Annotated in this window: 11 protein-coding genes; 5 read left to right on the top strand and 6 right to left on the bottom strand. The window is 45.0% G+C overall.

Annotation, left to right across the window (positions count from 1 at the left end; genetic code table 11):
* The first annotated feature begins 171 nt into the window (after positions 1–171).
* Positions 172–1,833 carry a methyl-accepting chemotaxis protein gene (locus tag AB4371_RS20400; RefSeq protein WP_372105223.1) on the top strand — a complete coding sequence of 554 codons (1,662 nt, stop codon included), beginning with the start codon at positions 172–174 and terminating at the stop codon, positions 1,831–1,833.
* Positions 1,834–1,948: 115 nt separating this feature from the next.
* Here the strand turns inward: AB4371_RS20400 and AB4371_RS20395 are convergent, their stop codons facing one another.
* Entirely contained in the window at positions 1,949–2,818 is an 870-nt protein-coding gene (locus AB4371_RS20395; RefSeq protein ID WP_017064933.1) for a LysR family transcriptional regulator, read from the bottom strand.
* Between the two features lie 209 nt (positions 2,819–3,027).
* Here AB4371_RS20395 and AB4371_RS20390 point away from each other — a divergent pair, with 209 nt between their 5' ends.
* Positions 3,028–3,375: a DUF3316 domain-containing protein gene (locus AB4371_RS20390; protein WP_372150588.1), complete on the top strand. Its 348-nt coding sequence runs from the start codon at positions 3,028–3,030 to the stop codon at positions 3,373–3,375.
* A 175-nt stretch (positions 3,376–3,550) separates the two neighbouring features.
* Here AB4371_RS20390 and AB4371_RS20385 read toward each other — a convergent pair whose 3' ends face one another.
* Positions 3,551–5,188, bottom strand: a complete 1,638-nt coding sequence (locus AB4371_RS20385) for a methyl-accepting chemotaxis protein (protein WP_050653247.1) — start codon at positions 5,186–5,188, stop codon at positions 3,551–3,553.
* Between the two features lie 259 nt (positions 5,189–5,447).
* Here AB4371_RS20385 and AB4371_RS20380 point away from each other — a divergent pair, with 259 nt between their 5' ends.
* Positions 5,448–5,873 (top strand): DUF3010 family protein, encoded by a 426-nt coding sequence (locus AB4371_RS20380; protein WP_017061669.1) that lies wholly within the window; start codon positions 5,448–5,450, stop codon positions 5,871–5,873.
* 104 nt (positions 5,874–5,977) lie between these two features.
* Here the strand turns inward: AB4371_RS20380 and AB4371_RS20375 are convergent, their stop codons facing one another.
* Positions 5,978–6,877 (bottom strand): DMT family transporter, encoded by a 900-nt coding sequence (locus AB4371_RS20375; protein ID WP_372150587.1) that lies wholly within the window; start codon positions 6,875–6,877, stop codon positions 5,978–5,980.
* Between the two features lie 124 nt (positions 6,878–7,001).
* Between AB4371_RS20375 and AB4371_RS20370 the strand changes: the two genes are divergently transcribed.
* On the top strand, positions 7,002–8,429 hold the full coding sequence (locus AB4371_RS20370) for an aminotransferase class I/II-fold pyridoxal phosphate-dependent enzyme (RefSeq protein WP_171732861.1): 1,428 nt from the start codon (positions 7,002–7,004) through the stop codon (positions 8,427–8,429).
* 116 nt (positions 8,430–8,545) lie between these two features.
* Here AB4371_RS20370 and AB4371_RS20365 read toward each other — a convergent pair whose 3' ends face one another.
* From AB4371_RS20365 to AB4371_RS20355, 3 genes are all read right to left on the bottom strand, one after another.
* On the bottom strand, positions 8,546–9,094 hold the full coding sequence (locus AB4371_RS20365; protein ID WP_333911867.1) for a carboxymuconolactone decarboxylase family protein: 549 nt from the start codon (positions 9,092–9,094) through the stop codon (positions 8,546–8,548).
* A 237-nt stretch (positions 9,095–9,331) separates the two neighbouring features.
* Complete coding sequence (locus AB4371_RS20360; RefSeq protein ID WP_372112843.1) at positions 9,332–9,901, bottom strand: GNAT family N-acetyltransferase; 570 nt, start codon at positions 9,899–9,901, stop codon at positions 9,332–9,334.
* Entirely contained in the window at positions 9,902–11,137 is a 1,236-nt protein-coding gene (locus AB4371_RS20355; RefSeq protein WP_372150586.1) for a MerR family transcriptional regulator, read from the bottom strand.
* Positions 11,138–11,627: 490 nt separating this feature from the next.
* Here AB4371_RS20355 and AB4371_RS20350 point away from each other — a divergent pair, with 490 nt between their 5' ends.
* Complete coding sequence (locus tag AB4371_RS20350; protein ID WP_050620073.1) at positions 11,628–12,791, top strand: amino acid permease; 1,164 nt, start codon at positions 11,628–11,630, stop codon at positions 12,789–12,791.
* The last annotated feature ends 118 nt before the right edge of the window (positions 12,792–12,909 follow it).

Below are 12,909 nucleotides of genomic sequence, written 5' to 3'. Positions count from 1 at the left end.
ATCATTAAGCCCCTAGTTGCAAGGCTTCTAACGTCAAAAACCTAACCGCCATCATGTTTATAAAACAAAAACATTTCTGGATAACAATTCAACAACAAGTCCATTTACATTTTAAAACCACATTAATAATGTGTTGAAAATTGCATGAGATAATCACACAGGAAGCGTGACATGACCCTAACCATCAAAAACCGCCTTTATATTCTCTCTTTCATTCCACTGCTATTGATGGCAATCGGGATGATGAGCGTGACGTATATGAAGAGTACCGAGCTAACCGCACAACAAGTAGAATCGACGCGTAGCAATATGATGGCGATGAAAGAAAAGGAACTCAAAGCGTATCTGCAAATGGCTCAATCTTCTATCAGCCCGTTCTTGGAAAGAGGTGCAACATTAGAAGAAGCCTTACCGACATTAAGAACACTCGAATATGGCGAGTCTGGCTACATCTTTGGCTACGACTCTAAAGGCGTTCGAGTGGTTGTTGGACAAAATAACGATGGCATTGGTAAAAACTATTACGACCTACAAGACAAAAAAGGCAACTACCTGATTCGCGACCTAATCAAGAACTCGAAGCTTGGCGAATTCACCACCTACTACTTTCCTAAACTTGGTCAATCTGAAGCCCTACCAAAACTCAGCTACTCGATATTCATTCCGCAGTGGGACTTAATGCTTGGTACGGGGTTTTATACTGACGACATCGATGCGGTCATTGCAGAAATGAAAGAGAGCTCGAACGCTGCACTACAAAGCTCACTGACTGCCATCGCTATTTTCTGTGGATTAATCGCCCTTGTGGTTGCCGTGTTTGCAGTAGCAGTTAACCGAACAATTATGAAGCCACTTGAGCAGTTTGACCGTTCAATCAGCGCATTCGCGAGTGGCGAAGCTGACTTAACCGCTCGAATGGAAACCTTCAAAGCGCCAGAGTTCACTAAGCTCAGCGAGAACTTCAATGCCTTTGTGGCAAGCCTGCAAACCATCATTCGCAGCGTAAGTGATGTCGGTCAGCAAGTCGTAGCCGAGACATCTAGCATGTCTTCTCGCGCTGCGCAGGTCGACGTGATTGCTACAGGGCAACGTGAAGAGACAGAACAAGTTGCAACAGCGATGACTGAGATGACCACAACGGCTCAAGAAATCTCTAGCAACGCTAGCCAAGCGGCGGATTCCGCAAAGCTTGCAGAGGGCAATGCCAAAGAAGCGCAACAGATAGTAAACGCTGCTGCAGATTCGGTGGCAGGCCTAGCGAGCGAAGTATCAGAAGCCAACACTGTCGTGTCTCGTTTAGAAGGTGATGTGCAGAATATCTCCTCTTCGTTGGCGGTCATCCAAGACATTGCCGAGCAAACTAACCTACTCGCGTTGAATGCCGCGATTGAAGCTGCACGTGCAGGCGAACAAGGTCGTGGGTTTGCTGTGGTTGCCGATGAGGTTCGTAAACTGGCAAGCCGCACTCAAGAAAGCACTGGCGACATTCACAAGATGATTGAGCAACTTAAAGCTGCCTCAGATGCTGCTGTGAAAGCGATGGATTCAAGTCAAAACCGAAGTGCGCAAACCGTGGAAGAAGCGAATGCCGCAGCCAAAGCACTGGCGAAGATCCAAGCGTCGATTGATACCATCATGGACATGAACTCGCTTATTGCGACAGCCACTGAACAGCAAAATATTGTAGGACAAGAAATATCTCAACGCATCGTGGTGATTTCTGACCAAAGCTCACAATCGGCAGAACTCGCGAATCAAAACCGTACAGGTAGCCAAAACCTCAACAGTCGTGCAAATGAGCTGTATCACTTGGTGGATCGCTTCACCGTCTAATACATTTTCGGTCTAGTTAAGCCGTAATCAAACGATAATTAATCCTAAAACACGTCGGGCTTCAGAATCTCTATTCTGAAGCCCGTTTTTATCGGTGGAGGTTTTAAGCCATACACTAATCCAATTGCTCAGAAAGGAAGTCCACCAGCAGGCGAACCTTTGAAGATAAGTTGCGGTTCTGAGGATAAAGCGCCCAGATCCCTTCTTTGTCATCTCGATAATCGGACAGCACCTCAACCAACTCACCAGAATCAAGGTCTTCACTCACATAGTATTCCGGCAACTGCACCAAGCCAATGCTCTGCTTAGCTGCGTCTAACAAGGCTAAACCACTGTTGCACTTAATGCGTCCGTTAACACGAACTGAGCGAGGGCGTCTATTTTCTTTGAAACGCCAATGTTCAAATCCACCGACTAAACATTGGTGATTATTTAATTCTGATAATGTATGCGGCTCGCCATAACGTTCAATATATTCAGGGCTTGCACATACATAAAGTTGGCGTTGAGACAGCCTCTTTGCCACAAGGCTTGAGTCTTCCAAGCGGCCAAGACGAATCGCAACATCAACACCCGAATCGATAAGATCGAGCTTTTGATTGGTCAGCATCAGCTCAAGCTCTACTTGCGGGTGAAGCTTTAAGAATTGATGCAGTATTGGGGCGAGTTGGCGCTCACCATAAGTCACAGGCGCGGTGACTTTCAGTAAGCCTTTGGGTGTGGATTGCATCTGCGTGACCGCAAGCTCAGCAATTTCTAAACCTTCGACCAACAACTTACATTGTTGGTAATAGAGTTGCCCAGCCTCTGTAAGAGACACCTTTCGAGTCGTTCGATTGAGCAGTTTCACTGCGAGTCGTTCTTCGAGGTTTGCTACTCTACGACTGATTTGAGCCACCGACGTAGCGAGCTTCTGCGCCGCACCAGTAAAGCTTTCACGCTCTGCCACTGCAACAAACTCACTTACCCCTTCCCAATTGGCCATGCCTTTACCTTATGCTGAACTTTGGTTACCCATACAGTGTATTGAAGTTAGATATCAGTGTCACCTTGCTTGATATGCGCTGTGCATTAATCTTCGGCACCTATAGTCATTCCCTTACAGAACCATATTTTTGTCCTAACATTAACCTCATCCCCTATTGCTAGGGTGAGAATCTCTAAAACACTGGTACAACAAAGTAAGGTATCCCTTTGAAGAAGTTAATCATACTTGCATCAACTCTTGTACTCAGCACCACTGCGTTTGCAGCAACTAAAACAACAATTCAAGAAACAACGCTAAAATCTGACACATATGCTAGTGAAGTCGAAGCATACGATGCAGGCACCAACCTTATGGATGAGTTACGCGCAAAAACACCTTTTGAGCTTTCAAGAGAACTGCCACAGTTCCAACAGACAACCAAATACGATTCGTTCAAGATTGATGATGCAAATATGGAAGTGAAAAAGATCACTAACATGAACGGCGACATCCACTACCAAGCGAACGTAAAAGTGGACTACCGTTACACATACAAAGACGGTCGCAGCAGCTAACACCGAATGATTGATCAGGTCTAAAAACTGATCACCTAGTCAAAAGACTGATCACCTAGTCAAAAAGAAAGCCCGCACTCATAGAGTGCGGGCTTTTTTGTCGTTCACCGCTGATTAATGGGACTCAATACGAGCAACCATTATCAGCTCATATTCGTCTGTCTAATTTTGAAAATTACACTTCAAACTGAGACACAAGGCTATCTAGCGCTTCACACTGTTCAGCCAATGCCATACATGCATTTTCTGCGCTGCTTGCCATCTCAACCATTTGCATGGTGCTTTCAGCGATGCGTTGAACATTCTTATTCACTTCTTCAGACACTTGAGACTGTTGCGAAGCCGCCGTAGCAATTTGTGTGTTCATGTCATTCATCTTGCCAATTGAGTTACGAATCTCACTCAATGAAGACGCTGCAGTTCCTGCTTGAACAATGGTTTTCTCGCCACTCACTTTGCTTTCAGTCATCACGCCAACCGCATGTTTAGCCCCCACTTCTAAGCGTTCAATCATTGATTGGATTTCGCCAGTGCTGTCTTGAGTTTTACTTGCAAGCGCACGAACTTCATCAGCTACAACCGCAAAGCCACGACCTTGTTCACCGGCACGTGCTGCTTCAATCGCAGCATTTAATGCCAATAGGTTAGTTTGTTCTGCAATACCTTTGATCACACCAAGGATTGAGGCGATGTTCTTCACATCTGTGTCCAGTTCTTGAACTACACCACCCGCGTTCTCAATATCTTGCGCAAGGCGTTCAATCGAAGTCACGGTCAAGCCAAGCGTGGTATCTGCCGATTCCACTTCATGGTTTGCAACGTTACTTGCGGTTGCCGCATCTAATGCGTTACCACTCACCACTTCACTGGTTGCTTGCATTTCATGAACTGCAGCCGCGACCACTTCACTTTCTCGCTGTTGATTCGACGAGAATTCAGCAACACTTTGCGTGAGTGATTTGATGTTTTCCATCTCGCCACGTACTGCGTTCGATGTGAGAATAACTTGCTCCACGGTGACATGGATCTTGCCAACAAACTGGTTGAACGCAGAACTCAAACGAGCGATCTCGTCATTACCTTCGACCTTCATACGCTGAGACAAGTTACCGTCACCCGATGCGATCTCATTCATCGCTTTCTCTACGTTCTGGATTGGCTGAACGATAAAGCGATTCGATAACCACATCGCGAAAAGTGCAGCGAAAACAGCAACCGCCATACCCACTTCAATGATCAACTTACTCGATTCAATAGAGTCATCGGCTTGCTGGCGAAGCTCTTTCTGCTTCAGTTCGATCAGAGTTCGGATATCGCGCAGTTGAGTACGAATGATCGCAAACTCTGCGTCAAGCGCTGGCGAGTAATCAATATTGTATTGGTCTGCGTTTGCTGGATCAGCGAACATTGGCTCGTGCAGTGCCACCCACTTGCTCATCGCGTTAACAAGCTTTGCTAACTCGCCACGTGAAGATGGATCCAACACGCCCGCTTGATACAAGGTTTCGACACTTTGAAAACGAGGAACCGCTTTGTAAGCGTTGTCTTTAAATTCAAACTTTTGGTACTCGATCGCCGCTTGGTCTTTAGCAAGCAACAGACCTTGAGCAGAAGCGATAACTTGATAAATGTCACGATACCCATCTTCCAAATTGTCTAACACGGGCTGAACCACATTATTGAGCTCATTATTAATCGCAGCTTGAGCATTTGATCTGATAACGTTGAGCACAGTAACGGTAGAAAAAACAATCACAATCACCAACAGCGGGATCGCGATTTTACTCTTAATCGAAAGATTATTGATATTCATTGGGATTAATAACCACACTTCAAATAGGGATGCGCGCGCAATATACAGCACACATATAAAATCCCGCTAAGCTTTTGTGAGCTTCATCTCATAGAAAACGATACCGTAAATTCGTGTGATGTTTTTTCAATCAAAGGTTAACTTTCGGCGACTAAAATACTCTCTGATTTAGACTTATTTGCTGCTGATACGCGCAAATACTGGAGAAGTGTTAGAAATAACACCATAATGTAGGGCTCTAAAATAAGTAGGTAAGAACATGAAAATTTGTGGTGTTGAAATCAAAGGTAACGATGCAGTCATCTGTCTTCTTTCTCTGTCAGACGGCGTATTTAACATTCCTGATTGCCGAGTTTCTAAGGTTGCGATTAGCGACGCAAACGACACACAGAATATGAAAGACTTTCAATTCTCTTTTGCAAAGTTAATGGAAGATTACCAAGTAGAAAAAGTTGTAATTCGCCAACGTCAGACTAAAGGCAAATTTGCTGGCGGTGGTTTCGGCTTCAAACTTGAAGCAGCAATTCAGCTAATCGACGGCCTAGATGTAACCGTTGTGTCTCCAGCTGAAATCAAAGAAAGCCTTAAGCGCAACCCTCTTATGATGAAGTTCAAAGAGACCGGCCTTAAGCAATACCAAGAAGCACCGTTTACAACGGCTTACGCTTGTTTGATGAAACGCTAATCAAAAGTCGCTAGCCAATATTTTATATAGAAAGAGCCTGAATATTCAGGCTCTTTTTTGTTTCTAGTCATCGATTTTTAGTAGGATGAGTTTTGGTATACAAACTACCGCTCTAACACTGTTCGACTGCGAGCCTTAATCCATTCTGGCTTCCTCACCACCAAATAAACTGCAGCTGCCGACAACGCAAAGCCCATTGCACCATAGATATCGAATGATTCACCGAAAATAAGCCACGCTTGGATTGCTGTCGTCGGTGGCACCAAGTAAAAGACCGAAGCCACACTTGAAGATGCACCGTGCTCTACCATGTAAAGCAACAATAGGATGGCAACACAAGACAGAACGACCACCAGCCAAATTAGAGTCAACGTGAATTCTATCGTCCAGTTTACTTGCATAGTTTCGTAACGCATTGCGAACGGCAGAAACAACGCGGCAGAAGCCAAATATTGCACCATCGCACCGCCGACCATATCTGTCCCCTGACAGAAGCGCTTCTGATACAAAGTGCCGCAGGTAATACCCACCAAAGAAACCAAACACAATAACGTTGCCAAGCCTTTTTGGTCGTCTGACTGCCATTCAATATTGCCCATCAACACCAAACTAATACCCGCAAAACCAAGCGCTAACCCCAACCACTGTGCAAAATTAAAACGCTGAGAAGTACAGCTGATCATAATCAATGCGGTAAGAATCGGTTGTAAGCCAACAAGTAGAGAACTCAACCCGGCGGGCATACCTATATCAATCGCCAGATAGGTGCCACCAAGGTAGAAACCATGAATCAAGATGCCAACCACACTTGCGTGGAAGAATGCTCGACCACGAGGAATACGACGCTTAATGATTGCAATCAAAACCAAGAACAGCGCCACGTTGGCTACCATCCTCAATGAAAGTAATGTTGCGGGTTCGGCATATTCAACACCAAGACGTGCGCCGACAAAACCTGACGACCACAATATTACAAACACAAACGGAATCATTTTAATCAGCATTACAAGCCTCTGGTCAACTCTTCATCAATGCTGTTACCTTAGTTGGGTACAGATAACTAATAAAGATACAGATATAACACTTTAAATGGTTACAGATTGAGAGTGTGCAACGAGGGAGAAACACGTGGAAGCAGAACTCAGCGGCAATAAATACCTTGCTACCGAACAACATATTAAGGCTCAGATCGATAAGGGGCTCTTTCATCCAGACGATCGCCTTCCCTCGATCCGCCAGTTAAGCGAACAGCTTGGCGTAAGCAAAAATACCGTAATTCGCGCCTATCAAGAACTGGAAGCCACAGGCTGGGTTTATTCAGTACCTAAATCTGGCTATCGCGTGAAAGCACCGAACACCACCAGCTGGGATGCATCAAGCCAACCTCAAAAAGTCGATCTGTTGTCTGTCACCAAATCGGTACTCTCTCGTCCAAAAGGTCGCCTAAAACTGTTGGCAGGCTCCGCGCACCCGAACATCAACAATCCAGCGATTCGTAGCTTGTATGCCGAAATCGGTCGCCATAGCCGTTTGCAAACTCAGCTTCCCGGTTATTACCAACTGCCTCCTGGCGACGAGCAATTAGTAAAGCAATTGTTAAAGATCACCCATGATCTTGGCGTACCTGCGGGATCCAAAGAGATTGCGATTACTCATGGTGCTCAACAGGCGATCAGTTTGGCACTACGTGCGCTCACCAAACCGGGTGACATCGTGGCAGTCGAGTCACCTTGTTACTTCGGTAATTTATTGTTGCTCGAATCACTTGGCTTGCAAGCTTTAGAAATCCCGAGCAGTGTTAGCCATGGCATTGACATTCCATCACTGCAGAGCGCGTTGGACAAATGGGAAGTAAAAACCTTACTGCTAACGCCAAACTTTACTAACCCAACCGGCTCAAGAATGCCATTGGCGAATCGAAAAGCATTACTGGAGATCACCGGATCTTTACCAATTATCGAAGACGATGTGTTCGGTAGCTTGGCGTTCGATACACCAATCGCTAGCCTCAAAGAGCTTGATGACCAAGATAGAGTCATCTACGTCAACTCACTGTCTAAAACCTTAGACTCACGCTTGCGAATCGGTTGGTTATTGTCGGGGCGCTACCAACCTTTAGTCGAAAAGTACCTTTTATGCGACAACATGGGCAGCTCAAACCTGATGCAATCCGCGGTAGGGCAATTCCTCACTACCGGTAAATATCGCAGCCACTTATCCAAAATGAAACGGCTCTACCAAACCAACCAAAAGCAATTCCAAAGCCTGTTAATACAAGCACTAGATAGCCACCCACACCTTGTCGGGCAATACCACCTATCAAAACCGGAAGGCTCTTTTTTAAACTGGATAACACTGCCTGAATCGGTCGATAGCTACGCGGTCTATCAAGACTGTTTAAAGCATAAGCTCGGGATCTTACCCGGAACAGTATTTGGCACCAACGACCAATATAAACATTGCCTGCGCTTCACTGTCGCCAATATTGAAGAGAGCAAAGAGTGGAAAGAAGGGGTTGTAACACTAGCGAAGATAATCGCTAAGCACGTGCGTTAGGTTACCTTTCTAATTACCATTTAGACCAAAACAACAAAGCCCCATTCTGTGAAGAGTGGGGCTTTCATCATTATCATATCTTGAGTTGCTTAAATACGATGGTTAGTTAAATACGATTACCCTTGCCAAGCGAACTGTTCAAAAACTTTGTCGACTGGCGTTTTAGCAACGTGGTTTACGTAATTACTGATCACTTTCTGAGACAGGCCAAGAATCACTTCTAGCACTTGTTGTTGACCGTAGCCCGCGTCGAAGAATGCTGCCATTTCACTTTCAGGCACATTGCCGCGGTTACGTACCATGCTCAGCGTAAAATCATGCAGTGCTTGCAGCTTTTCAGTGGGTAAAGCCGTGCGATTACGCAGTGCTTCGGTAATTGCAGGATCAACCTTCATTGAATGTGCAATGCCAGTGTGTGCAGGAACGCAGTAGTGGCATTCGTGTTCAACGTTGATGGTTTGCCAAACAACCGTTAGCTCTTCAGCATCGAAAGATGAGTCACTAAACGCCTGATGAAGCTGAGTGTAAGCCTTAAGTGTGTTTGGAGATTCAGCCAACACACCAAACAAGCCCGGCACTCTGCCCATCTGCTTTTTAGCGCCCTCAAGAATAGGTTGGCTTTGCTCTGGCGCGGATTCTACTGAGTGAATTTTGAAGTTGCTCATTGCTCTATCCCTATCAATTTTCGGTTCTAAAGTTATTCAATCACGGAGCAATTAATGAATGTTCTCCGTTGGTGTAAAAACAATATAGATCAAACAAGAACGATCGTTCAAGTGTTATTTTGAACAGTTGTTCAATTTATACATTGAAGCCTGAAGAATGTCTTCGTTCATAACAAGAAAGCCCAACAGGCAAACACCTGATGGGCTTTCTCTTTTTCTCAATTTTTTTGCAAGCGGCTACCAATATTCTGCGTGAGCCAAGCCTTTAACACAACTCGACTTGCCACTTGTTACTTTGATTTCACCACCAGTTAACAATTGAGCCAACCAACCGTGAGGGAAACTCAATTCAAAGGGCGCTGGGACCTGCTCAACGGTAATTTGCCCAAAGCCCACTTTTGAATAGTAGTCAGGATCACCGTACGTCACTGCAAGCTCAATACCCTGCTCTTTTAGAAACTGCAAACCGAAGTTAATCAGGCGCTGACCAATACCACGCTTTTGCATCTGAGTGCTCACCGCCACTGGCGAAAGCAAATATGCCTTGGTTTCATCATCAAATGAAAGCGGCGTAAAGATAATCGCACCCACAATCGTGCTATCCACATCCGACTCACTAGAATCGTCTTCAGCGACAAAGCAAAGTAGCTCTGTCGGGGCTGTAGTCGTTAAAAGGTCGTTGGCAAGCATACCCACGGTTTTACCTTCGTTCTCGCCTTCTGAATCCGTAAAGGTTTGAGTGAAAACTTGAGTGATCGTTTCGATTTCGCTTGAATTATATTGTCTAAATTTCATGGTGTTACTCACTTACTTTAATTTCTTGAGCACAAAGAACTGATAATCAAAATCACGTTGTTCAGAACCTTTCGAAGGCTGTTGACCCAAGCCGTTCTTTGATGTGTTGCTATCGAAAAATTGTTTAACTTCATTGTCGCAATCTACGAGCGCTTTTGAGTTCGGCATCGTTGCTTTAAGCGCTTCTACTCGCTTTTGAAAGGGCTGGTAATACGCAAGCCAACCAGCATCGCTCAGTGCAAAGTGCTCCAAGACTTCATAACCCGCAGCTTGTGCCTGTTTAATTCGCTCGGATACCGTCGTCATGTCTGGATACTCTTTTTGCCAGAACGCTTTGCTCGATTCGTTAGGTTGTTCGGTATTCCACACCAAATCATTAACGACCAATATGCCGTCATCACTGAGTAAATTTCGCCACTGCTTTAGCGCCTTTTCAACACCCATGATGTAAGCGCTGCCTTCCGACCAAATTAGGTCAAACGACTTAGCTTCAAACGGCAGATCCATCATGCTCGCGCATACGGTTTTGACGTTGCTTTCTAAGCCAAGAACCTGTGCTTGCTGAGTCAGAACATCTAAACTCGGTTGATCATTATCTACCGCCGTTATTTGCACATCCACTTGATGTTCTACTAAGGCTTTCGCTAACACAGAGGTGGCAATACCTTTACCACAACCGATCTCAAGCACACGTTTAGGAGAAACCGAAACGTGTACCAACGCCGCTAAAGTATCTTCCGCTGTTCCTGGCCCTAAACGCTGTAAACCCTCAAAGATCACCTCAAAATCCGCCATGTACTGGTCATGATCGTTCATGTCTTTTGAAAGCCATTTCAGTCGCAGTGCTTGCTTCTCATCAAAGCCTTGCTTAATGAGCCAATCGAGATGCGCATCAGGCGCCACCTTGTCCATCGATTCATGCCAATCTTGCAAACCACTCTCGCCTAACAAGGCCGATAAAAGATCTCTCGAACGCTGTTTCTGAGCGATCTCTTCGTCCAATTGTTCGAGTCGGTTTTGTAACAAGGAGCGGTCAACCTTGGCATCCAAACACGCCTGACACTCTTTCAACGTCAGTCCACCCGCTTGTAACTGCTGCAACAATTTCACACGCTGCAAGTCGCGTTCGGAATAACTTCGATAACCATTATTGGTGCGTTGAGCTTCTATCAAACCCAACTTTCCATAGTACAAAAGCGTTGAACGGCTCAGGCCAACGAGCTCCGCTAATTCAGATATGCGATACATCCACTTCTCCCTCATTTCAGTAGTAAAGATAAACTATGAAGTTGTAGTCAGGTCAACAGAATTTTCGACACTTTTCTCGTTCTTTACCTATTTACCTTCAAATTGATAAAGCGATCTGAGCGTGTCTTTTACCCATAGAACGGTTAGTCATCGACATTGCCTGAACGGGATTCAGGAAAGGAGAAGTATTAAACTTGATGAATTGAAAACAATTAGCTCATAAACATACTTCTTTTTAACTGAATTTTGCCAATTTCTAAATCATTCAATAATGGACGAACGTTAACTAAACGATAAATAAACTCACCGAGTGAATACTTAAATCAACCACACATATACACCAGAAATTCCTGCTTAAATTTTTTAGAAAAATTCAAAATTTATTAGAAATTAACCCCTAACTTTACTGAGTATTTTGTTAGTCTTGGAAACAATTATTTACAATCCAAACAAAATTTAATTGGATCGCTTGAGGTTGTTTTTCTTGAATATGAAATTATTCGGCAGTTCTTTGATTCTGTCAGGAACTGCATTAGGGGCTGGCATGCTCGCTATTCCCATGGTGTTGGCCCAATTTGGCTTCATGATCAGCTCAGTGCTGATGCTACTTATCTTTATCGGCACCACATACTCTGCACTCCTCCTGGCAGAAGCATGCACTAAAACTAAAGACAACAGTGGCATGAGCAGTGTTGCTTACCTCACTCTGGGCAGCAAAGGTAAACACTTTATCAATGCACTCTTTTACCTGCTGCTAGTATGCATGTTGATCGCTTATATCTTGGGTGTCGGTGACATCATTCATAAGCTACTGCTCGACGTTGGTATCGATGTATCAGCATCCGTTGCGTATACCATTTTCAGCCTATTGATGGGCGCTATCGTCGTTTCGGGCAAGTCTTATATCGACAAACTGAATCGCGGGCTATTCATCTTGATGGTCGTGATGTTGTTTATCGTTATTGCATCCTTGTTTAGCAACATTCGCCTTGATTACCTAACTCAAACCAGCCAATACACGGCCAACGACGTAGTGCAATACAGCGCAGTTATCTTTACTAGCTTTGCCTCTATGGTGGTGATCCCGTCACTGGTTATCTACAACCGTGAAGCGACTCAAAAGCAGATCCGCAATATGATTCTGCTTGGCTCAGTGATTCCATTAATTTGCTACCTGACTTGGTTATTCGCGATTATCGGCAACCTCGGCACAGACGCGATCAGCCAGTTCCACAATATCTCTGAGTTGATATCTGCGTTCAGCGGCCAATCTGCTTGGTTGAAAGTAGTGATCGCTCTGTTCTCTGCTCTAGCCTTGGTGACTTCTTTCCTCGGCGTGTCGATGGCGCTTTACGACCAAAACAAAGATGCGGTGACCAACAACAAAGCGTTGGCTTATGCGTTGACCTTCATCTTACCTTTGGTATTAGCAGAGCTGTTCGCTAGCCAGTTTGTCAGCATGCTGGACTACGCAGGTATGGTACTGGTGTTCCTAGCTATCTGGGGCCCACTCGCAATGGTAGTTAAGGTTCGTAGACCTGACTTCCCTCACCTACAAACCGAAGGCAGCTACACAGCAGCCGGCGGCGACACGGCACTAATGGCAACATTCGGTTTTGGCGCTTTGATTTTCGTGTCTTGGTTTATGGGTTAGATCCCAATCGAATGGACTATCTGTTGCTATTTAGAAGGCAGTAGATACAAAAAGCCCGTTAGTCCTGCTATTAAAAATAGAGACTAACGGGCTTTTTACTTCTTATTGGAGTGCTTGC

This window comes from Vibrio sp. 10N.261.51.A3 (assembly GCF_041471965.1).
GTDB lineage: Bacteria > Pseudomonadota > Gammaproteobacteria > Enterobacterales > Vibrionaceae > Vibrio > Vibrio crassostreae_C.
Note: the sequence above shows the minus strand (reverse complement) of the source record. Positions and strands in the feature narration are given on the sequence as shown.